The organism is Desulfovibrio mangrovi, from assembly GCF_026230175.1.
GTDB classification, from domain to species: domain Bacteria; phylum Desulfobacterota; class Desulfovibrionia; order Desulfovibrionales; family Desulfovibrionaceae; genus Halodesulfovibrio; species Halodesulfovibrio mangrovi.
The window spans coordinates 1171706-1193173 of the sequence record NZ_CP104208.1; the positions used below are offsets into that span (position 1 = coordinate 1171706).

The 21468-nt window shown below is 55.4% G+C and carries 19 protein-coding genes; 9 read left to right on the forward strand and 10 right to left on the reverse strand.

Features of this window, described 5'->3' with window-relative positions:
* Positions 1–148: 148 nt before the first annotated feature.
* Genes N1030_RS05380 through N1030_RS05390 form a run of 3 tightly spaced genes read right to left on the reverse strand, consistent with a single transcriptional unit; the run spans position 149 to position 2982 of the window.
* Positions 149–814 (reverse strand): LutC/YkgG family protein, encoded by a 666-nt coding sequence (locus tag N1030_RS05380; protein WP_265828157.1) that lies wholly within the window; start codon positions 812–814, stop codon positions 149–151.
* A complete protein-coding gene (locus tag N1030_RS05385; protein ID WP_265828159.1) occupies positions 807–2237 on the reverse strand; it encodes a LutB/LldF family L-lactate oxidation iron-sulfur protein in 1431 nt (476 codons plus the stop codon). The genes N1030_RS05380 and N1030_RS05385 overlap by 8 nt, the downstream gene beginning before the upstream one ends.
* Positions 2230–2982: a (Fe-S)-binding protein gene (locus tag N1030_RS05390; protein WP_265828161.1), complete on the reverse strand. Its 753-nt coding sequence runs from the start codon at positions 2980–2982 to the stop codon at positions 2230–2232. Before N1030_RS05390 ends, N1030_RS05385 begins: the two co-directional genes overlap by 8 nt.
* Before the next feature lie 447 nt (positions 2983–3429).
* On the opposite strand from N1030_RS05390, the gene N1030_RS05395 reads away from it, so the two are divergent.
* The gene (locus N1030_RS05395) at positions 3430–4029 is read left to right on the forward strand and encodes a MarC family protein (RefSeq protein WP_265828162.1); all 600 of its coding nucleotides are present in this window, start codon (positions 3430–3432) and stop codon (positions 4027–4029) included.
* Between the two features lie 193 nt (positions 4030–4222).
* On the opposite strand, the gene N1030_RS05400 is transcribed toward N1030_RS05395, so the two are convergent.
* Entirely contained in the window at positions 4223–5392 is a 1170-nt protein-coding gene (locus N1030_RS05400) for a hypothetical protein (RefSeq protein WP_265828164.1), read from the reverse strand.
* A 628-nt stretch (positions 5393–6020) separates the two neighbouring features.
* Here N1030_RS05400 and N1030_RS05405 point away from each other — a divergent pair.
* On the forward strand, positions 6021–6944 hold the full coding sequence (locus N1030_RS05405; RefSeq protein WP_265828165.1) for an esterase/lipase family protein: 924 nt from the start codon (positions 6021–6023) through the stop codon (positions 6942–6944).
* 7 nt (positions 6945–6951) lie between these two features.
* Here N1030_RS05405 and N1030_RS05410 read toward each other — a convergent pair whose 3' ends face one another.
* Entirely contained in the window at positions 6952–8145 is a 1194-nt protein-coding gene (locus tag N1030_RS05410) for a glycosyltransferase (protein WP_265828166.1), read from the reverse strand.
* Positions 8145–9776, reverse strand: coding sequence for a glycosyltransferase family 4 protein (locus N1030_RS05415; protein WP_265828167.1), 1632 nt, complete (start codon positions 9774–9776; stop codon positions 8145–8147). The genes N1030_RS05410 and N1030_RS05415 overlap by 1 nt, the downstream gene beginning before the upstream one ends.
* Positions 9777–10131: 355 nt before the next feature.
* Here N1030_RS05415 and N1030_RS05420 point away from each other — a divergent pair, with 355 nt between their 5' ends.
* Together N1030_RS05420 and N1030_RS05425 are read left to right on the forward strand one after the other, a co-directional pair.
* Positions 10132–11601, forward strand: a complete 1470-nt coding sequence (locus N1030_RS05420) for a GGDEF domain-containing protein (RefSeq protein WP_265828168.1) — start codon at positions 10132–10134, stop codon at positions 11599–11601.
* Between the two features lie 116 nt (positions 11602–11717).
* Entirely contained in the window at positions 11718–12404 is a 687-nt protein-coding gene (locus N1030_RS05425; RefSeq protein WP_265828169.1) for a queuosine precursor transporter, read from the forward strand.
* 214 nt (positions 12405–12618) lie between these two features.
* Here N1030_RS05425 and mgtE read toward each other — a convergent pair whose 3' ends face one another.
* Positions 12619–14067 carry a magnesium transporter gene (mgtE, locus tag N1030_RS05430; protein ID WP_265828170.1) on the reverse strand — a complete coding sequence of 483 codons (1449 nt, stop codon included), beginning with the start codon at positions 14065–14067 and terminating at the stop codon, positions 12619–12621.
* Between the two features lie 160 nt (positions 14068–14227).
* Between mgtE and nadC the strand changes: the two genes are divergently transcribed.
* The 4 genes from nadC to N1030_RS05450 are packed head-to-tail and all read left to right on the forward strand — an operon-like array spanning position 14228 to position 18169.
* Entirely contained in the window at positions 14228–15100 is an 873-nt protein-coding gene (gene nadC, locus N1030_RS05435; protein ID WP_265828171.1) for a carboxylating nicotinate-nucleotide diphosphorylase, read from the forward strand.
* Positions 15101–15112: 12 nt separating this feature from the next.
* Positions 15113–16147 (forward strand): quinolinate synthase NadA, encoded by a 1035-nt coding sequence (gene nadA, locus N1030_RS05440; protein ID WP_265828173.1) that lies wholly within the window; start codon positions 15113–15115, stop codon positions 16145–16147.
* Between the two features lie 38 nt (positions 16148–16185).
* Positions 16186–17769, forward strand: coding sequence for an L-aspartate oxidase (nadB, locus tag N1030_RS05445; RefSeq protein ID WP_265828174.1), 1584 nt, complete (start codon positions 16186–16188; stop codon positions 17767–17769).
* 28 nt (positions 17770–17797) lie between these two features.
* Positions 17798–18169, forward strand: coding sequence for a hypothetical protein (locus tag N1030_RS05450; protein ID WP_265828175.1), 372 nt, complete (start codon positions 17798–17800; stop codon positions 18167–18169).
* Positions 18170–18245: 76 nt separating this feature from the next.
* Here the strand turns inward: N1030_RS05450 and N1030_RS05455 are convergent, their stop codons facing one another.
* The 3 genes from N1030_RS05455 to N1030_RS05465 form a co-directional block, all read right to left on the reverse strand.
* Entirely contained in the window at positions 18246–18674 is a 429-nt protein-coding gene (locus N1030_RS05455) for a hypothetical protein (protein WP_265828177.1), read from the reverse strand.
* Between the two features lie 113 nt (positions 18675–18787).
* Complete coding sequence (locus tag N1030_RS05460) at positions 18788–20185, reverse strand: MFS transporter (RefSeq protein WP_265828178.1); 1398 nt, start codon at positions 20183–20185, stop codon at positions 18788–18790.
* Positions 20185–20637: a MarR family winged helix-turn-helix transcriptional regulator gene (locus N1030_RS05465; protein ID WP_265828180.1), complete on the reverse strand. Its 453-nt coding sequence runs from the start codon at positions 20635–20637 to the stop codon at positions 20185–20187. The genes N1030_RS05460 and N1030_RS05465 overlap by 1 nt, the downstream gene beginning before the upstream one ends.
* 178 nt (positions 20638–20815) lie before the next feature.
* Between N1030_RS05465 and N1030_RS05470 the strand changes: the two genes are divergently transcribed.
* Entirely contained in the window at positions 20816–21451 is a 636-nt protein-coding gene (locus tag N1030_RS05470; RefSeq protein WP_265828181.1) for a nitroreductase family protein, read from the forward strand.
* The last annotated feature ends 17 nt before the right edge of the window (positions 21452–21468 follow it).

A 21468-nucleotide genomic window follows, 5' to 3' on the forward strand; every position in this document is an offset into this window, starting at 1 on the left:
CGGCCTTGCTTTGCAGCGCCACATCCATACCCGTTTCGGCATGCGGAGGCAATGCAAACGGAATAAGCATCCACACCACTCAAAAAAAGCGCCGGAAGTATCCTTCCGGCGCTTTGAAGACAGATGCGGATAAACCAGAGAGTCCGGCTTAGTCGACCACAAACACGATGAGGTCGGTGGGACCATGCACGCCGAACTGCAGAATCAGTTCGATATCCGCGGTCTTGGAGGGACCGGAGATAAGCAGTGCGTTGGTGGGAGCCTTGGCATTCCAGTCAAGAGCTTCGATAGCCTCGGCAAAGGAAGTCCAGATTTTGTCCGCCTTGACCACCGCAAAGTGTACGGGGGGAACAAGAGACAGCAGGCGCGGCTCTTCGGGAGAAGGCCACAGCACCATGGCTGCAGATTCGGCAATGCCACCCATGGTGGTGGTGATGCCTGCGGATGCTTCGAACAGTTCATCACGGAACTCTTCGATGTCTGCGGTCCACGGCACCAGAGGCGCGATATCCTTCTGGCCCTTCCATGCGGCTTCCAGCTTCTTGGAGATCTCGGTGTTCTGGCCGTACACAAGATTCTTAAGGCCGCGCTCCTTCATGATTTCCTGAAGCTTGCCAACCCACTCGTCCCCCTTCACCTGATGCACTTCAGTGCGCATGGCGCTCATCAGTTCCACAAAGCGGGCTACACGTGCGGCTTTATCTTCAATGGGAGCAGGAACCCACTTCTCCGCAACGGGAGCATAGGATGCTCCGGCAATGCTGGAGGCGTGGAGACGGGCGAAAATGTTTTCGCGGGCGCTAGTATTACTCATTGCGGATACCCTCTTTCTTCGCCAGATCCTTCAGGCTCTGACGGGCGAACTTGGGAGAAGTGCGGACACTGGTCCACGCCTTCAAAGGACCAACCTTGGGCAGCATGTTACCGAACAGCTGCACGCCGAGAAGCATGAGCTTGTTGCAGGTAGCATTGACCTGGGTGAGCTTCCAGCCCTTCCAGACAATCGTCTCGACCAGGCTCTTCTTGAAGCCGTGGCCCTTGACGACGCCCTCGCCATCCATGTCGTAGCTTTCGTCTCGCAGGCGGCGGATAAGGTTGGGAATCGGAATCATGACCGGACATACTTCTTCACAGGCGTTACACAGGGAAGAAGCGGTGGGCAGGCTGCCCTTCTTGTCCAGACCTTCCACCTGCGGCATCAGTATTTCACCGATGGGGCCGGGATAGGTGGAACCGTATGCGTGACCGCCGATACGGGTGTAAACGGGGCAGTGGTTCAGACAGGTACCGCAGCGGATGCACTGCAGAGTCTGACGCAGCTGCTTGTCTGCAAGAATCTTGGAACGGCCATTGTCCAGAATGATGAGGTGAACTTCCTTGGGGCCGTCCTTTTCGCCAGCCTTGCGGGGGCCCTTGATCATGTTGAAATAGGTGGTGATGCGCTGGCCGGTGGCGGAACCGCACAGCAGGCGGTACAGCGGAGGAATGTCTTCCAGCTTCTCAACAACCTTTTCAAGACCCATCAGGGCAACATGCACGGGCGGCACGGCGGTACACATACGACCGTTGCCTTCGTTTTCCACCAGACAAAGGGTACCGGACTCGGCGATGGCGAAGTTGACGCCGGAAAGACCGATGTCGGCAGTGCGGTAGTGTTCACGCAGCTTGTGGCGGGCAATGGCCAGCAGCTCGGAGGTGTCTTCGGTGTAGGAAACGCCGGGAATGTTGTCGGCAAAGATCTGGGCGATCTGCTTGCGGTTCTTGTGTACCGCGGGAACGATGATGTGGGACGGAGGCTCGTTGTTCAGCTGAATGATGTATTCGCCGAGGTCGGTTTCCAGAGGCAGCTTGCCCTGATCTTCGAGGAACTTGTTCAGGTGCATTTCCTCGGACACCATGGACTTGCCCTTCACCATCTTGTGGGCGCTGTGCTTTTCCATGAGGTCGAGCACAATATTGTTGGCTTCGTCCACAGTTTCGGCCCAGTGAACGATGATGCCATTTTCCTTGCACTTGGCTTCGAGCTGTTCAAGCAGTTGAGGCAGCTTGGTCAGCACGTTGCGCTTCAGGCCGTTGCCAACCTTGCGCAGGTGCATGGTTTCTTCAGGGTCGGAGAAAACTGCCAGACGCTTGCCGCGCAGAGTATCGGTAGCAAACTTGAAGTTGGCACGAAGCTGCTTGTCTGCCAGCGCGTCGGTGATGCTCTTCTTGAAATTGAATTTTGCGTTGCTAGCCATTGATGCGCTCCAAAATGAATTCAGCAATGTGCTGGCCTTCGATGGCTACTTTTTCTTTACCCATGTGACCGGTGATATTCATCATGCAACCGCAGTCACCAGTAAGGAACTTCTTGGTGCCGGTGTTCTTGATGTCTTCAACCTTGTCATGGACCATGGCCGCAGAGATTTCGGGCTGCTTGATGGAGAAGGTACCACCGAAGCCGCAGCATTCATGCTCACGCTCAATCTCAACGAGTTCGACATTCTTGAGCTGACGGATAAGGGCCTTGGAATCATCAGTGCAGCCCATTTCGCGACGTGCGTGGCAGGAAGAATGCCAGGTCAGCTTAACGGGAGAGCCCTTGTCGGTGTACTGGGCCTTGAGCTCGTTGTTCAGGTAGGAAGTGAGTTCGTGCACGCGGTCACAGAACTTCTTCACTTCGTAGTATTCCGGATCATCCTTGAAGAGTTCGAGATAGTGATACTTCATCATGCCGGCACAGGAACCGGAAGGCACGATGATGGGATAGTTGTTACCGGAAAAAACCTGAACCTGCTTCCAGGCTACATCCTTTGCTTCCTGACGGAAGCCGGAGTTATAAGCAGGCTGACCGCAGCAACCCTGTTCCTGCGGGAAAATGACTTCCACGCCTTCGCGCTGCAGCAACTTGATACCGGCCATACCAGCCTTGGGATAGGCCATATCCACAAGACAGGTACCAAAATAGTAAACTGTTTTCACTTTTGCTGGATTGTTACCCATAGTTCCTCTCGCTTCGTTAATCGGACCCGGCATTGAAGTGGCAATACCGACCCCTGCTGATATGTCCCGTTAGCCATCGGGCAAACCCCATAAGCCTGATGAGGGACATGTGACGGACTTAGAGATATAACATGGTTACACGAGAATAGTCGACATCCGGATTGGTTGAACCAATGAGAAATCATGGTTGATTTACCAATCAACCCCTTGAAGACACTGAAACAAGAGCGTACAAGCCTTTCGCTTGCCCAGTGCGTTTTTTTTATTCAACCGCTACGCAAAGTCAGAGCAAGCCAGCCCCATAAAAACACAACAGTCTGAAATAATTGAAAACAACAAAATCGCCTCACAAAGTGGTTTGACCAATTATTTTTCGTATTTCGTTTACCAGCCCATTGCGGTATACAATGGGATTGTCCTTCCCCCTAACCGCCTCAAGGAAACGCCATGGAACACCTTACGCTGTTCATTTCCACATACATCAAAATGTTCTTCGTGCTCGCGCCGTTCTTCGTCATGACCATGTTTCTGGCTCTGACCAAGGACATGCCGCCGCAACGACAGAAGGCTACCGCGCTGCGCGTGACGCTCGCGGTCATCATCATCTGCATCTCCCTGTTCTTCTTCGGCGACACTATCTTTGCCATCTTCGGCATCACACTCGATTCCTTCCGCATCGGGGCAGGCGCTCTGCTCTTCCTTTCTGCGGTCGAGCTGGTGCGTGGCACAAAGACCCCCGTCAAAGCCGATCAGGAAGGGGACATCAGTGTTGTTCCGTTGGCCATTCCCATCACAGTCGGCCCTGCCACCACCGGTGCCCTGCTCATCATGGGAGCCCAGATGAACGGCGTATCCGCCATCGCGGTAGGCACTCTGGCGCTTGTAGCGGCAATCATTTCCATGGGCGTTCTGCTGTACCTCGCCCCCAAGGTGGAGAAGATCATCGGCACCATCGGCCTTTCCATCATGACAAAGATCACCGGCCTCGTGCTGGCAGCCCTTTCCGCCCAGATCATCTTTACCGGCGTGAAGAACTTCCTCGCCTAACAGCAGCCACATTCCCGCACCAAATAGGCCCGGACAGAATCATCTGTCCGGGCCTTATGTTGTTAAAGCACTTCTTTAAGCATCCCTTCCAACCATCTGGCAAAAGCATCCGGCGACACACTTCTGTCCCAAGAACACAAAAAAGCCGGAGCATTGCTGCTCCGGCCTGAAAAGACTGCGGACACGACAAGGGTTAACCGCTGACGGATACGATGCCGAGCTTGCTCTTGATAAACTGCTTCATCAGGTCATGAACAAGTTCATCCCGATTCAGATGGGCGGCGTACCCCGCATCCTTGATGAGCTTCTGGAATTCCTTGCGGGAAAGAATATCATCTGCGGATGCGACCGATTCGACCTTGCGGCAGAAGGGCTGCATGGAGGCAACAAGCTCTGCTTCAGATGCGGATTCAAACTGACGCATCTGCTGTACAATAGCTTCTGCCGGAGGAAGGTTCGAATCCTCTATGATGCGACGGAATCCATCCAGAAAACGGCGGGTGCCGGAAATGATGTGGCTACGCTTGACCACGTTGAGATTTGCCCAACCAGCCTTGAGCCACTTGAACACTGCGTACTGGGTGCTCCGGCTGCCGGGGCCGTTGTCAAAAAACACGGTCACGGTAGAAGAGTCGTACATGTAGGTATCCATCCAGCCGATGCCACGGGCGGTTGCACCGTCTTCGTCGGTGTAGACGTAATCCCAGTTGGCATCGTTACCCACAATGGCTCCCTTCTTGCCTACGGAAGACGTATCCTGCTGACGGGAGACGGAAACGAACATCCTGTGCCCCTTGTACGGCAGTACAATGAGCAGGCGGTCAAGGTTATAGCCATAATAGGAACCGCTGAATTCGTCGGGAGTAATTTCTTCATACTCCACACCCCGCAGTACCACCGGGTCTTCAAGGCCACCGAGCACTTCCCACAGTTTCACACCGCTGTTGAGGATGTCGCTGCCTGCGAGCCAGTGACCACGCCGGATGGAGTTGGGAAACAACACGGAAGGCGGAACGCTGGGATCATAGCAGTACCGGACCAGCTTCTCCATGGGCACCTGAATCTCTTCACGCATGAAAATGCCGTTACCCTGCTCTCGCTTGCGGGGCATTTCCTTCTGCAACTCAGGGGAATTGGAGGCAATGGCAAAGTCCAGAACCGGCGCAAATGAAGCCATATCCGGAGAGGCACTCTTGTCACGGACAGCCTTTATGAGGAGGTCAAGACCTGCCTCAATGTCCTTGGACATGCCCGTATCAACGGCGTCGGAAGCCCGCGAAACGGAAAGGCCGGCTCCACAAACCAGAAACGCCGCAATAACGGCGCAGGCTAAGACTTGGGAAAAAAAGGTGTTTCGTATCAAAGAGTCTCTCCAAAAAAGTAAGAAAAAGAAGTTCGTCACTTCTTGTGAGAGATACAGTAATGCGTTACTTTATACTCGTCAAGGAACGACAAAGGTAATGACAATGCGCTCTCGCGCCGGGCAGACGATTCCGGACAGGGATGTCCTGGGATACTGCGAAGATACTCTCTTCAGTCTGATTCCATCGCATGGGGGCTACCATGGCATATGACAAATCCATGATGTGGGACGCAGTCGTCGCACTGGCAAAGGTATCGCATTCCTACACGAGCAACAACCAACGTATGCTGAGCAAGGTTTACAAGAACCTGCATACACTGGGTCTTGCGTCACCAGACTTACCGCAATCCGTCACCATTCATCCTACAATCGAATCAACCACGGGCAAGGTAATCAGCAAGATAACCTGAACTCCAGATGTATTCCCGTTGCAGCGGACACCAGCCATCTCGACCTCGCTACGAACGGTTCCGGAAACATCTACAGCACAGAGGGATGAAACCGGCTTCCATTTAGCTTTCCCCGCCATTGCCGTTCCCTTGGAAAAGAGGTCCATTGCTTGACCCGTTCCTTCCTGATATTGTTATTCAACCCCATATTATCAGGCACAAATCAACAGGAAACCACTATGCTCTGGTTGCTGATAAAGCTGTATTTTTCTGCCCTGCTGACAGTATCCGCCATTACCTATCTGCTCTTCTGGTATGAAGAAGGCAGCCGTCCTTACGGCCCTCACCCCGGTGTCTGCACCCGTGCAACCTGCATCCTGCGCGGCCTCATCATGAGCTTCTTCAGCATGCTGTTCGTTACAATAAGTTATCCGCTGGGATTCGTCCCGGACCGCCTTATGTTCGGCAAGCGCGGAACGGCAAGTCCGGAGAATCCGCCGATTCTGCTGGTTCACGGCCTGTACCACAACGCCTCCGCGTGGCTGGCCTATCGCCGTTGGTTCAAGCAGGCAGGTTTCACAAACTCCCATGCGTTCACCTACTTCAGCTTTTTCACCCGATTCGAGACTCTGCTGAGCAAATTGGAAGAAGAGGTTGCCGCACTTGAGAAACGCCACCCGTCAACCAAACCGATTCTCGTCGGCCACAGCCTTGGTGGTCTGCTCATACGTGCATGGTTGTCGGAGGGAGATAACGAACAGCGGGTCGCAGGCGTCATCACGCTGGGCACGCCGCACCAAGGGAGCAAGCTGGCCGGATTGGGTGCCGGCGCGCTATCCCGAAGCCTCATTTTCCGCGGACCGCTTATCCGCACCATTGAAGCCAACGACATTGCCCCGAGCATCCCCTGCTACAGTCTCTCGTCGGCACTGGACAATATGGTGCTCCCTCAGGAAGGTCTGCACATCCGCAATGCGTCGTGGATAGAGGAAAGAGCTCCGCAGGTCAGCCATATCGCCATGCTCTTCCACAAGGGAACCGCGTTGCAAGCCATCAACGCTCTGTGTGCCATTGTGGACGAACAGACGGAACCGCGCGACATTCTGCCTGACATGGGGACTATTGAAGATACACCCGCAACGACGCATCCTGACGATGAGTAGCTTCGCGCTAGAAACCGCACTCCTGCAGAAATCGCGCATAGACACCTAAATATCCCTGCACCATACGCTGCTGCATAAAGCGCTGCCGGTAACTCTCCATACCCGCGAGAGACAATGACCGACGAAGACTGCCGGAACCAAGCACGGACACGCAAGCATCCACAAAACCAGTCCACTCTCCGGCCGTTACAAGCAGGCCCGTTGTTCCGTTCAACACCTGCTCCTTCACTCCGCCCGCATCAAAGGCAACCACAGGACATCCCAGAGACAACGCCTCAAGAACAACCAGCGGATGATTATCCGCAATGGTGGGATAGGCAAAACAGTCCGCAGCGGCCATGCACAACTGGGCATGTTCCCTGTCCAGATACGGCCAGCGGACACAGGCACCGTCGCGCGAATGTGATTCGCCCCCGACCATGAAACACAAGGCTCCTTCCACCCGGGACCGTATTTCCTCCCACACTGCCTGCCAGCGATCACCGGACTTGTATGCGGCCTGCTCTCCCCCATGCGCCATGAACAGTACCATTCTCGCCTCGGGAGCAATTCCCAGTTGCTGCCGTGCAACAGAACGGGAAAGCCCGGCGGGGGGCTCTTCCACCCCATTGGGTATGACACTGCACGGCACCTGCGGCACAACAGTTCTGACCAGCCCTTTGAGCCAGCCCGAAGGGGCAACAAGCTGCACGCCCGCGGCCTCGTGTGCAGCCTGCAATGCAGCAAGTCTGCTCCGCTGTTTTTGGGCAGCATCCGCATATCCGCGGGGACATGGTTCATAACAGCCTTCAAAAATGCCGCGACACTCCAGCGGATACGGGCAGCCGCCTGTCAGCAGCGAGCAGTCATGCAAGGTCAGCACAGCCGGCACACGAAGAGCGGCCATTTCCGCAAGACAGGCAGCCCAATCCAATGAACCGTGGAGATGCAGCAAACGGCGGGATTCAGCTATGGAAACAAGGTACGCGGCAAGCTCTGCCGCAGGAAGGGTACTGTCCGACAGTGCAAGCGGTTCCTTCGCCGAACCTGTGTCGTTAAGCTCGCATGACGCGCTACAGGCAACACAGCACTCTTCGAGTCCAGCCCTGATCATGCTGGCGACACGGGCCGCCCCGCCACGCCATGCAAGCACGGAATGCATATGCACGCCTGCATCGAACAGAGGTGAATCGGAAGGAATCCGGAATCCGGCATCAGACATCAGACGCGCTCCAGAAAGTCATGCTTGAGCGCCCAGAGCAGCATAGCCTGAGCATGACAGGAAGAAACGGGGGCCCATGCACTTCCATCACCGGACGCCTGCCCTTCTTCCTGCATTCTCTTCACAAGCAAGGCGGTCAAAGCGGTAACGGTTACGGGCTTGCGGGCACTGAACAACATGATCCGCAGCATATCGGCATCCACGATGGAAGCGACGCCTTCATAGATGACAGGCTGCTCAACGCCGCGATACACGGCCTCACCCGCCCTGCTCCAGACCACCTGCATGTCGTCGGCAAGGCGTTTTGAGGGGTACCCGCCAAAAATCTCCGCATAATCCGTACGCAATGGATGACGCGCTCCCCGCAGGACATCCTCCTGCACAGGCACTTGATTCAACGTCTCCCACAAGGCGAGATGCCGGTCGATCTGGGCATCCCAACCGTAATTGCCGCGTACATGCTTCCTGGCCGTTTCGCCCATCGCCTTGCGGCGTTCGGGTGACGAGATCAGTGCATGCAGCGCCTGCGCCAAGGCGGGCACATCAACCACCGTGCGCTGCGCCATGCTAAGATGTGTGGACGTGTCAAAAGCAAGATGCGCCATGGCGTCAATATCGGAAGAGTCCGAGGGGCCGAGAGTGGGAACGAGCAGCCCCGTCTTGCCGTCAATGACGAGATCACGATAGCCGTCGTAATCAGAGGCGACAACCGGAAGCCCCATGGCGCCAGCTTCCAGAATCGTCAGACCGAACGTTTCCTGCATGTTATCCACGGGAGACACGAAAATATCCGCGGCCGCATAGAGCCCGTTGCGGCTCTCGTCCGAAGGATTGGCCTGCACGTGCAGTTTAAAACCAAGCGCTTTGGCGAACCCTCCCAGAACATTCGGGGTTCTGTCTCCCTGCTGCATGAATCCGGCTACAACAAGATGCAGCGAATTCATGGGAACCCCCATTCTGCCAAGGCGTTGCACAGCCCGCAACAAAGGCAGCAGATCCATCTTGGAATAGTGGGATATACGCGCGAATACCAGAAGCACGACGGCATCTTCCCCCGCGCCCAGACCGGAGCGGACAGCCGCCCGCGTTCCGGTATCCTGCACAGGCAGCATGGAAAGGTCCACGCCGAGAGGGATGCGCTCCACACGCGGAGCAACACCCGCTCCATCCTCAAAACGGCATTCCTTGCGCAGGCGGTCGAACACCGTAGTCACCATGTCCACAGCAGCCCGTGAAGTCGCAATCACGGCATCCCGCGCGCTGGTACCATTCCATACCTGCTGCTGAAACAGAGGCATATACCGGGCATAGCTCAACGTATGGGTGCAGCCTGTGATGGGAAACAACCGCCTTGCATACCGGTTGCGCAAGACCGCGAGCTGACTGTTATGCAACAGACAGTCGGAAAGATGAAAACAATGAAATTCATACTCCTGCAACGCGCGGGGAAGGTCGGCAAAGGTACCTAGAACAAACCGCCCCTCCTGCAGCATTTCTCCGAACTCCTTTCCAAGCCGGTTCTGCAGAATAGCAAGCTGGTTGTTATCTGAAAGGTAGAAGTGATAGGCCTCAAACGGGTCATTACGCAGCAGCGCGCGGATGAATCCCTCGTTGGCCACGCTGCGCCCCATTATCTCCCCACCCTCGAAAAAAGGATGCAAGGTTCCCCAAATTCCAGTGTTTTTCATGGAATGAAAAGGACACATATTCCTGCCATTGTCAAACCGCTTTTACATTCCCGATAACGCCCACCGGATTCATACGACAGTTTACTGACGTTTCCTGCATTGCGCCCCCTCCCAGCCTGCGGCCAAATCCTGTCATAAAGCCTAAAAAACGTGGCAACAGTATGAATTCATAGCACATTCACCCAGCAATACAGAAATTTACATAAAGCTGGTCTTTATCTTGCATGGATTCGACAAACGCCACGTCTTTTTGACTGATACGGCACATTCTGCCGTATTTCCGGGAGGGATTAACGCTATGCGCGGTACTAGCAAAAACATAATGTGGGGCCTCGGCTTATTGCCAGAAGACGAAGCCCTCATTCGCTCGGTTGGCAACGCCGAGTTCACACTCATTTCGTTGCCCATAGGAACCATTCCGGATGCTGAAGCCATGGATCGGGACGAGCCCAGCATCATCTGGATTTCCAAATCCGCGTGGGATGCCCTGAAGGTCATGCCCACCACGACCACTCGCCATCTGGACATCACGCCCCGGGTCTTGCTGCTTGGCGGTGAGTACAGCATGCTTGAACTGGAAGAAGCGCTTGATAACGGCTTCACGGACGTCATCAAGCCGCCACTGACAGAATCACGCATCAAAGACGTGCTGCTGCGCACCGCAGAGACGCACAACCTCTATCACGACATCATGCGCATGACGCGTGAAATCTGCCTTGAGCGTGAGCTGCTTGAACGCAAAAACGACATTCTGTCATTCATCGTGTCCTTCCTTTCCCGCGCCACTGAAAGCCTTGAGCCGGAAGAGATTCTGCAAAGCGCTCAGGAGGAACTGGCCACTCTGCTTCCCGTCGCCGCAATAGGCGGCATATGCTGGGTTCCGGGTACAGGGCGCGACCTTGATGCGACACTGTATATTTCTACGCAGGAAGAACACCCTGCACATAACGAATGGAAAGAACTGCTGCTCGGCGGAGCGGAAAAGCTGACCGGCAAGCGGGTCAGTGCCTACGCCACAGAGCTGCTTTCTCCCATTGATGCTACCGGCCATCTCATGCCGGAATCCGGCAAGGTGGCCATTCTGCCCCTGAAAACCGCCGGAGAAACATTCGGTGCGGTAGCCTTGCTTACCCGCACTGAGCTGCATCTTGGCAAGGACCAGGTTCAGGTTCTCAAGTCGGCCATGAAGCATCTTGCTCTGGCGCTGCGAAACGCCATGCTCTACAAGCAGATGAAGCTGCATGCCGACCTCGACGGCCTGACGCTCGTGCATAACAGACGGCATTTTGACAAACGCCTTAATGAGGAGCTTGAAAGACACGCTCGCTACAACCAGCCTCTTTCCTTGCTCATGCTGGATATTGACCATTTCAAGATGATTAACGACACGCATGGGCATCAGGCTGGCGATACGGTGCTTAAGGAGCTGGCGGCCCTGCTTCGCAACACCCTGCGCAATACGGACTATGTATCACGGTATGGCGGCGAGGAGTTTACGGTTATCCTGCCGCATACGCAGGAACAGGATGCCGCTCAGTTGGCGGAACGCCTGCGACTCAAGATTGCGGAATACACCTTCATGCACGACTCCACGAGCATTCCTGTAACAATCAGCGTGGGGCTTGCTGCCAACGCGGACAACCACTTGGAGTCTGCCGACCTGATTGCAGAAGCCGACAAGGCACTGTATCGGGCCAAGGAACAGGGCCGTAACCGTGTCTGCACCTCTGATCGCTGTTTCAGAAGGCTTGCCTCTGTCGCCTCATGAAGGCCGCGCCTTGACTGCCATCCTTAATTAGGACAATAGTTCACGCACATGTGAGAACCCCGTGATTTTCAGGGGCTGGATATTCCGGCCCCTTTTTACTTTGTGAGGTAGTTTTTGTGAATGAAGTTTTGTGGTTAGGCTTTGCAGTCATAGACCTCATCATAACCCTTGCCGTGTACCGTTTATTCGGCAAGAGCGGCCTGTTCGGCCTGATCGTCTTCAACCTGCTGCTGTGCAATATTCAAGTCCTGAAAACGGTCGAAATTTTCGGCATGACCACCACCCTCGGCAACATTCTTTACGCCGGGGTATTTCTTGCCACCGACATTCTGGGCGAGTTCCATGGAAAACAGGAGGCAAAGAAAGGCGTTCTGCTCGGCTTTGTCACCCTGCTGATGGCTACCCTGTACATGCAGGTTGCCCTGAAGTTCATTCCTGCCCATAACGATTTTGCCCAGCCCCTGCTTGAAGGCATCTTCGGCTTCCTGCCCAGACTGGCCTTCGCCTCCATGGCAGCCTATCTGATCTCACAGTTGCATGACGTATGGGCCTACCACTTCTGGATGCGCACAACCAACGGACGGGCTCTGTGGCTTCGTAATAACGCCTCCACCCTTGTCTCCCAGTTGCTCGACTCGACCATATTCTGCCTGCTGGCCTTCTGGGGCGAATACCCCACCGAAATACTCATCGAGATTACGGTTACGACCTACATCTTCAAAAGCATTGTAGCCCTCATGGATACTCCTTTCATCTATCTTGCCGGCCGCATACGCCCGCAGGAAGCCGAGTGCACAGCCTAGGCTCAAGCATCTCGCTATCCATCAATATCATGAAGGCCGTCTCCCTCCGGAGGCGGCCTTTCCTTTGCTCACGGGATAATGCTTACGAATCCTCTATCCCGTTCTCCTGCACAATTCTCCCACAATCCATCTGATGCAGATTGGGAAACGCATAGCAGAAAAAAGGCCGCCCCCATAAGGAGCGGCCTGAAAAGCTTCGCTTGGAATAGTCTGCCTAAAACAGAATCAGAGATGCCAAACCGAGGAATATGAAGAAACCGGCACCATCCGTGAGCGTCGTCAGAAAGATGCTTGAAGCCTGCGCGGGGTCACGTCCCAGTTCCTTGAGAATAAGCGGAATGGAAGCACCGGCCAATGCCCCCAGCAGCATATCCATGGCCAGCGCCACGGACATGACCTGAGCCAATTTCAGGTTATGGGTAAAGCCGAATACCGCCAGCATAACCACAATGCCGATGATCAAACCGCTCAAAAGGCCGATCTTGGCTTCTCGCAACACGGCAACCCAAGACTTCTTACGGTCGAATTTCTCCACTGCAAGCTGCCGGATCATAACCGCCAGAGCCTGCTGCCCGGTGTTCCCTGCCTGATTGGCGACAATGGGCATAAGCACGGCAAGGATAGCCATGGATGCGATGGAACCTTCAAACATGTATACAACACAGGCGGAAATGGCCGAGTTGAACATGTTCACCAGCAGCCACGGCAGACGAACCTTCACGGATTCCAGCCATGGCGTATCCACGGTCTCGTCCTGACCTGCACCCACCATGCCGAGCATGTCTTCCGATGCCTCGTCATGAATGATATCAATGATGTCGTCATAGGTTACGACACCGAGAAGGCGTCCTTCGTAATCCACAACAGGCAGGGCCATGAAGTCGTAACGGGCAAGGGTATGCGCAACCTCTTCCCTGTCCACGTCAAAAAGGACGGAGATAAGGCTCTGGTCGGAAAGCTCGTTTTTAAGGATGGAGCCAGGACGGCACAGCAGAAGGTCGCGCAGGGAAAGCACGCCGACCAGACGCTGCTTCTCGTCAACGATATAGGCGTAGTAGGGAATTTCCTTGTCTTCCATCTCCCTGCGGATATGCATGATGGCCTGATCCGCGGTAAGATGGTCGCTGAGGATGATGATTTCCGTGTTCATGATACCGCCGGCTGTGTCCTCGTCAAAGGACAGCAGCGTGCGGATTTCTTCGGCATCCTCGGCTTCAACGAATTCGAGCAGCTTGTCTCGGTGAACGCTGTCGAGTTCACTCAGAACGTCTGCCGCGTCGTCAGGAGACATTTCGCCAAGAATCTTGGCGGCAACGTCGGGATCAAGGTTCTGCAGAATGTCTGTCTGTACGCGCTCTTCCATCTCGGCGAGCGCTTCCGCGGCGTCTTCCGCGGTCAGACGACGCATCATGCAGACCTGTTTTTCCAGCGTAAGATTCTGGATATGCTCTGCAGCGTCCGCGGGGTGGGCGAACTCTTCGGCGGAAAGAACAGCTACCTCGTCACGGCAGTCGACAACATGTACAGTGGCACCGGAAGGGGAATCCGAACTATCGTCCGGTCCTCCGGATGCAACAGAAGAAGCCCCCTCGGGGAGCTTTTCAGGAGCAACATCTGGCGTTACTTCAGGTTCTGTGGGAGTATTCTTGGGCGTATCGGTCATGACCTGTAATCCTGCCGGAGTTGCTGGTGTGTGCCCGCCCCGTTCCAAGACTGCTTGACGAAACAGTTACAGGCACCTAAACACGCAGAGAGAAGTGAAAAGACAGCCGCTCCTCACTCGGCATACAGCATCTATCATTAAGACGTCTCTATCACAATCCATGAATATTGAAAAATTTTCCAGCTTCTTCACAGGTGACGCCCTTCTGTTTATGGAAGAAGCCATTGATCTGGCTCTTCGCGAAGACGGTCGCGACCTTACCTCCGAGGGTGTCTTCCCGCCGGACCATCGCCTCAGCGCCAAAATCATAGCCAAAGAAGACACGCTGGTGGCAGGTTTACCCATAATCCCACTGGTCATGGAACGATGCGGCACAGGGGAATGGTCGTGGCAGGCTTTTGCAGATGACGGCGACCTTGTGGCAGACAGAACCGTTGTTGCCACCATCGAAGCAGGGGCAGCGCGCCTGCTCAAAGCGGAACGCATCATCCTTAACTTCATCACGCACATGTCCGGTATTGCCAACCTCACCCGCCGCTATGTGCAGCAACTTGAAGGCACCGGCACCCGCCTTCTGGACACACGCAAGACCCTGCCTGGGCTACGTTATCCGGAAAAATATGCGGTTCTGGTAGGCGGAGGTATAAACCACCGCAAAAACCTTGAAGAAATGCTCATGCTCAAGGACAATCACGTAGATCTGGCAGGCGGCATCACGCCGGCCGTCACGAGACTGCGTGCAACCTACTCCCCCTGTCCTCCCATAGAAGTGGAATGCAGAACCCTGACCGATGTACAGGAAGCGGTTCTCTGCAAGGTGGAGCGCATCATGCTGGACAACATGGACATTCCGCAAATGCGTGAGGCACTTGAGATAATTCCAGACTCCATTGAGACGGAAGTAAGCGGCGGCGTTACGCTGGACACCATTCGCACCCTTGCCAGCGCCTCGCCCAAGGGACCGGACTTCATTTCCGTGGGCAGACTGACCCACTCCGCCCCCATCGCAGACTTCAGCATGCTTGTTCAATAGAAAGGATCAATCATGACCACACATTCCGAGATCATCAGCCGCATTCGCTCAGAAATGGGCGACTCTCTCGTCATCATGGGCCACCATTACCAAAACGACAGCGTCATCCGGCACGTGGACCTCAAGGGCGACTCTCTAGAGCTGGCCCGCAAAGTCGAATCCGTTCAGGCTGAGCATATCGTTTTCTGCGGCGTCTATTTCATGGGCGAATCAGCCGCCCTGCTCGCCCGGGAAGGCCAGAAGGTCTATCTGCCGGAGCCCGATGCCAACTGCGTCATGTCCCAGATGGCTCCCGCAGCCCGCGTGGACAAAGTCCTTAACCGCCTTGCCGAATCCGGCCGCACCATTGTGCCGCTGACGTACGTCAACTCCTCCGTGGGTGTGAAGGCAGTCTGCGGCAAGCATGGCGGCTCCGTGTGCACCTCCGCCAATGCGGAGACCATGATGCGCTGGGCCATGGACCGCGGCGATGCCATACTCTTCATTCCGGACAAGAATCTTGCCCGCAACACGGCAAACCGACTGGGAATTCCCGAAGCAGACTGGCACATGCTCAATATCACCAAAGAAGGTAACGCGGTGGATACCACGGCCGCCGAATCTGCCCGCCTTCTGCTCTGGCCGGGCCTGTGTGCCATCCATGCCCGCTTCAACCTGCGCCAGATTCAAACCGCCCGCGAAACCCATGCTGGCATACGCGTGGTGGTGCACCCCGAGTGCTCACCAGAAGTCGTTGCCGCAGCCGATGCCGCAGGATCAACCTCCTTCATTATCAACTACGTGAAGCAGGCTGAGGAAGGGGCTGCCATAGCCATCGGAACCGAGATCAACCTTGTGGAAAGACTCGCCAAGGAATACGCAGGTCGCAAGACCATCGTGCCGCTGCTGGAAAGCAGCTGTTCCCACATGGCCAGCGTTACCGAAGACAAACTCTCCATTACCCTGCAGGAAGTGCAGAACGGCACTGCGGACCCCGTCCGCATTCCCATCGGCTTTACAGACCACGCCCGCGTTGCGCTGGAACGCATGCTCAAGGCCTGCGCTTAGCTTTTCGGACTCTCCATCGAAAAGGATCTATCCCGCACATGTCCACATATCGTCACACAACCCCCGTGCTCATCATCGGTTCCGGCATTGCCGGCTGCACCACAGCGCTGTCGCTGGCCGACAGCGGCATTGAGTGCACTCTTATCACGACCGGCGAAAAGCTTGACGGAGGGAACTCCGCCCTTGCACAGGGCGGCATCGTGTACAAGGCGGAAGAAGGCGACCCGCGCCTCCTTGAAAAAGACATCCTCACCGCAGGACACAACTACAACTACAAGGCTGCCGTACGCTACCTGTGCACGCGCGGCCCGGAATCCGTCAAACGGATTCTCGTGGACCGTCTGCATATCCCCTTCGCCCGCAGCAAGGATGATTGCGAATGCGAGTGGGACCTCACCCGCGAAGGCGGCCATGGCGTTCCCCGCATTCTCCATTGTGCGGACTACACCGGCCGGGCCATCATGGATGGCCTTATCGCTGCGGTGACCGCGCACCCCAACATCACGGTGCTGCCCAACCGCACCGCCGTAGACCTGCTGACCAGCCACCATCACGCGCGCGACCTCGAGTTCCGCTACCAGCTCAACAATCAGTGCGTGGGAGCATATGTCTTCAACGAACAGCTCAAGCGCGTGGAAACGGTTCTTGCCAACTTTACCGTGCTGGCAACGGGCGGTGTCGGGCAGATATACCTGCACACCACCAACAGCACCTCATCCATCGGTTCCGGCCTTGCCATGGCGTACAGAGCCGGCGCCCGCATACACAATGCGGAATACGTGCAATTTCACCCCACCGCCCTGTATCACCGTTCCGACAGACGCTTCCTCATCACGGAGGCCATGCGCGGCGAAGGCGCCCGTCTTGTGGACGGCAACGGCGTCCCCTTCATGCAGAACCACGATGCCCGCGCAGACCTTGCGCCGCGAGACATCGTGGCCCGCGCCATTGTGGAAGAGATGCTCAAGCGCGGGGACGATTGCGTCTACCTGGATACCAGCGAGGTCAAGCATGACCTTGCCACCCGTTTCCCCACCATCTTCAAGCGTTGCCTTGCTCTCGGAATAGACATCCGCACCCAGCCCATTCCCGTGGTTCCCGCTGCGCATTACTTCTGCGGAGGCATTCTGGCAGACTACAGAGGGCGCACCACCGTTGAACGTCTCTATGCCGTGGGTGAATGCAACTGTACCGGCGTGCATGGCGCAAACCGGCTTGCCTCCACGTCCCTGCTGGAAGCGCTGCTGTGGGGCCATTCCTCCGCCGAAGACATCGGCAAACGCATCACGCGCAAGCTCAGCAAACGGCTCAGGGACTCCATGCCGGACTGGGAACCAACAGGCGAAGAACACAATGACGATCCCGCCCTTATTGCGCAGGACTGGGCTCGCGTTCGCCATACCATGTGGAACTATGTCGGCATTACCCGGACATCCAGCCGTCTGAGCAGAGCGGTTGAGGATATGCGCGAACTCTCCAAGAACGTACACGACTTCTACAAGCGCACCCCGCTATCCAAACGACTCATAGACCTTTTCCACGGCTGTCAGGCCGCCTATGTCATCACCCTTGCCGCCAAGCGCAACAAGGTGAGCACGGGCTGTCACTACCGCGTGGATTAACCATTCCGAAACCGACCAAGGTGAATCAATGACTTTAACGGAATTCAGACTGCTGCTGGGCAATGACTGGGGCATCATGCTTCTTTCCTGCATTCTGCTGTACATGTTCATTCTGCGCCTGCGCCGTGTTGGCGGCTTTTTGGGCATTGCCGGCACCATCGGCACCTCGGTGCTTCTGGCACTGCTTGTCTGGCTGCAATGGAACAAATACACCGTGGGGCAAGAGATTCTCAGCATCGTTGAACAGCAGGCCGCGGGCTACAATATTCTCACCATGGAAAATAAGCCGATGACGGCACCGCGAATTCTTGAGGTGAACGGCGTACGTTATATTATCGATGCGGCAGAGCCGCACCAGAAACGCCATCTGCCCTGGACGCTCATCGCCCTTCCTCAATAGCGGCAACAAATCGCATACAAAAAAAACGGCCCGTTCAAGACGGGCCGTTTTTTTTGTTGAAGGGTCATTCGTTGACTCAGCGGCAGGTGCCGGGATCAACAATGATGGAAAGGTAATCAAAAACGGTACGCTGCGTAGCCGGAGTGCTGTACGCAGTCACCTGCGTCCTGCCTGATCCGAGCGGCTCAAAGTCAATCCATGCATCTACACGAAAGGTTCGCGCATCAAGCTGCTTTCCCCAAACCATCTGCCGGGGAGCCCCTTCCTTTGCAGGCTTCATCCAGCGACCATTGCCACATCGGGCATGGTACTGCACGAGGTTGTTCTCAATTTCGTTGGTTGAAAGCAACACCACATTCTGCGTCGTGCTGTATTGCTGAGTCCGCAGCTCCACAATGGGAGATGTCAGGCAACCGCTCAGCACAGTCGTCATGAGGAAACAAAGAACAGACGGCAGAACTGTGAACCTGCGCCAAGTATGGAAGACATACCATGCATGGACCATAGCAGCGCCTCCTTTCCTTTACCATAGTACAGGAAAAGAAACGTGACCAGACACAAATGGACTGCATGATACTGCGTAGCACGCACCTTCAATGCGAAGTTAAAGACAGGATCTCACGCGGCCTGTTGCACGTCTTCCTTCCTCCCGAGCCTGCCCAGCGAGCAGAAGACACCAAGACAGCAAAGCCCCGCAAAGATGCTCAAGCCTAACTGCATGCTCCGCAAAAACGCAGGGTATGTCTCAACCGTAATGGCATGCCCGCCGAGAAGCATGGAGAAAACAACCGTAATGATGGTCATGCTGCTCATCATGCCCAAAGTCCGCATGCTGGCAACAAGTCCCGAGGCAACACCAAGGTGGGCAGGCTCAATGCTGCCCATGATAACTGTGGTATTCGGCGATGAGAACAGGGCAAACCCTCCCCCCAGCAAAACCAGCATGACATACAGATGCCAAAGTGGAGTCGTCTCTCCCACAGTCGCCGCGAGTGCAAGTCCGGCAACACACAGAATCATGCCGAGTGTTGCAACATTGGCGGCAGGATACCTGTCTGCCAGTCTGCCGCAGAACGGAGAAAGAGCCGCCTGAACAACGGACTGAATCATCAGCACCGTTCCTGCCTGCGCCGGAGTCATCCCCTTGATGTACTGCAGATACAGACTCACAAAGAATGCAACCCCAAACGTTGCAGCATAGTTCAGCAACGCCGCAAGGTTGCTGAAGGCAAAAATACGGTTTCCCCGGAACAGTCCAACCGGAAGCAAGGGATACGGCTGACGCGATTCGAAACGGACAAATAGGACCAGCCCTATCCCACCGATAGCCAGCGACACATAAGCCCACGGGCCGATATCAAGGTTGGACGCTCCGAGAATCAGCACAAGTATTGAGGTTGCATAGATAATGCTGCCTTTCCAGTCGAAAGGTTCTTTTCCGGATGTCACCTTTTCAAGCCGCAAGCGGAAGGTGGTGAGCAGAAAGGCTGCCAGTCCGAGAGGGACGCACAACAGGAACACGGCCCGCCAGCTCCAATGGCTGACGATGACCCCACCAATGAAAGGACCGCAGGAAATGCCTGCATACACACTGGATACCGCAATACCCAGGGCCCGCCCCCGCACATTTGCCGGAAACGCATTCACCACCATTGCCATGGAGGTAGCCATGACCATGGAACCGCCGATTCCCTGCAGAAACCGCAGTGCAATGACAGCTTCCGCAGACCACGCAAAGGCAAGGAATCCGGCCATGACCGTGAACAGCGCTATACCAAGCTGAAACAACCGGCGACGCCCATGCATATCTGCAAGCCTGCCCATGGACAAAAGAAAGATGGAGGCCGAAAGAACATAGACCGTCTCCACCAGTCCCATCTGCATGGCTGTCGCGTGAAACTCACGCCCCATGGTCGGCAGCGCGATACCAACAGCCGACATCATGAAGGGCATGAGAAAATGCGCCACACATACAACAAACAATGTGGCTCGTTGAAATGCTCTCTCTTCTTCCACTATAAATCTCCATCTTCCGGCTTGATGCTGGCAAGCATATTCATGGTCATGCGGTCCAGAAACTCAAGGGCAACGGGACGCTCTTCATCCGAAAAGCCGTGTCCAAGCTGGCCAGTCAGCGCATGTAAATGCCCAAAAAACTCATCACGCCGGGAATGCATATCGTCAGACAGAAAGACCAGTTTCTGCCGTTTATTCTCTTCATTAACACGCCGTACGATCAACCCTGCCTGCTCCATGCGGGCGAGTTGGCGCGCCGTGACACCTTTATCAATGAACAACCGCGAAGCCAGAACATCCTGCGGCACACCGTCTTCATGAAACAATTCCGCAAGAAAGGGGACCTGCCCCTGTTCCACCCCCATAGTCGCCATCCTTTCACGAATATAGCGGGCCACCAGTCGGTGCAGCTTGCTTATCCGATAGCCGAACGAAGTTGCTCGTGAGTGCATGGCTCCCTTCCTCTTTTATTTGTTGCCTAGGCAACGGTTAAATATGACTGACCGACCTCCAAGTCAAGCACCCGCATGATACTCCTTGTCAGAGAGAGACAATTGCCTGTTCATTTTATAGGAAAATCGCTTATACTACGCTCGGATGCAGGCAAACAGCCAACCAAGGGAGCCAGCTATGGATTTCAGCACGATTCTTGAGCGCCGCCGCGCCATCAACTTCTTCGATCCAGCCAGAGACGTTCCGCAGACCCTGCTGGAACAGATGATACAGGACGCCTCGTTAACGCCTTCCAGCTACAATCTTCAGCCGTGGAACCTCATTGCCCTGAGGGAACTGGATGACAAAATGCGCTTGCGCAACGTCGCCATGAACCAACCCAAAGTAAGCGAAGCGCCTGTGGTGCTGATTGTTCTTGCAGACACCAAGGGCTGGGAAAAGGGACACCCCACTGTTGAACGCAACTTCGAGGAAATGCTCAAGGCGGGATCGATAAAACAGGAACGGAGAGATTGGTTTTACGGTGCCTGCGCCAGACTCTACGGTAAAAGCCATGACACGCAGTTTGCCTTTGGCGTGAAGAACACCGCCTTCTTTGCCATGTCGCTCATGTATGCCGCAGCCAACCTCGGACTGGATACCCACCCCATGGACGGCTTTGACCATGACGGAGTAAGGCGGGAGTTCAACATACCTGACCACTACTGGATTCCCCTTCTCATGGCCGTTGGTTACTTCAATGAGGAAGAAACAAAGCCCGCAAGAAAATGGCGCAAATCCCCTGCCGAAATTCTGGTCCGCTTCGACAAGTAGCAGGATCAATAAGAAGC

Coding starts and splice junctions, on each gene's coding strand:
- N1030_RS05380 (WP_265828157.1), bottom strand. CDS start 814: ATGAGTAATACTAGCGCCCGCGAAAACATTTTCGCCCGTCTCCACGCC.
- N1030_RS05385 (WP_265828159.1), bottom strand. CDS start 2,237: ATGGCTAGCAACGCAAAATTCAATTTCAAGAAGAGCATCACCGACGCG.
- N1030_RS05390 (WP_265828161.1), bottom strand. CDS start 2,982: ATGGGTAACAATCCAGCAAAAGTGAAAACAGTTTACTATTTTGGTACC.
- N1030_RS05395 (WP_265828162.1), top strand. CDS start 3,430: ATGGAACACCTTACGCTGTTCATTTCCACATACATCAAAATGTTCTTC.
- N1030_RS05405 (WP_265828165.1), top strand. CDS start 6,021: ATGCTCTGGTTGCTGATAAAGCTGTATTTTTCTGCCCTGCTGACAGTA.
- N1030_RS05410 (WP_265828166.1), bottom strand. CDS start 8,145: ATGTCTGATGCCGGATTCCGGATTCCTTCCGATTCACCTCTGTTCGAT.
- N1030_RS05415 (WP_265828167.1), bottom strand. CDS start 9,776: ATGGGGCGCAGCGTGGCCAACGAGGGATTCATCCGCGCGCTGCTGCGT.
- N1030_RS05420 (WP_265828168.1), top strand. CDS start 10,132: ATGCGCGGTACTAGCAAAAACATAATGTGGGGCCTCGGCTTATTGCCA.
- mgtE (WP_265828170.1), bottom strand. CDS start 14,067: ATGACCGATACGCCCAAGAATACTCCCACAGAACCTGAAGTAACGCCA.
- nadC (WP_265828171.1), top strand. CDS start 14,228: ATGAATATTGAAAAATTTTCCAGCTTCTTCACAGGTGACGCCCTTCTG.
- nadA (WP_265828173.1), top strand. CDS start 15,113: ATGACCACACATTCCGAGATCATCAGCCGCATTCGCTCAGAAATGGGC.
- nadB (WP_265828174.1), top strand. CDS start 16,186: ATGTCCACATATCGTCACACAACCCCCGTGCTCATCATCGGTTCCGGC.
- N1030_RS05450 (WP_265828175.1), top strand. CDS start 17,798: ATGACTTTAACGGAATTCAGACTGCTGCTGGGCAATGACTGGGGCATC.
- N1030_RS05455 (WP_265828177.1), bottom strand. CDS start 18,674: ATGGTCCATGCATGGTATGTCTTCCATACTTGGCGCAGGTTCACAGTT.
- N1030_RS05465 (WP_265828180.1), bottom strand. CDS start 20,637: ATGCACTCACGAGCAACTTCGTTCGGCTATCGGATAAGCAAGCTGCAC.
- N1030_RS05470 (WP_265828181.1), top strand. CDS start 20,816: ATGGATTTCAGCACGATTCTTGAGCGCCGCCGCGCCATCAACTTCTTC.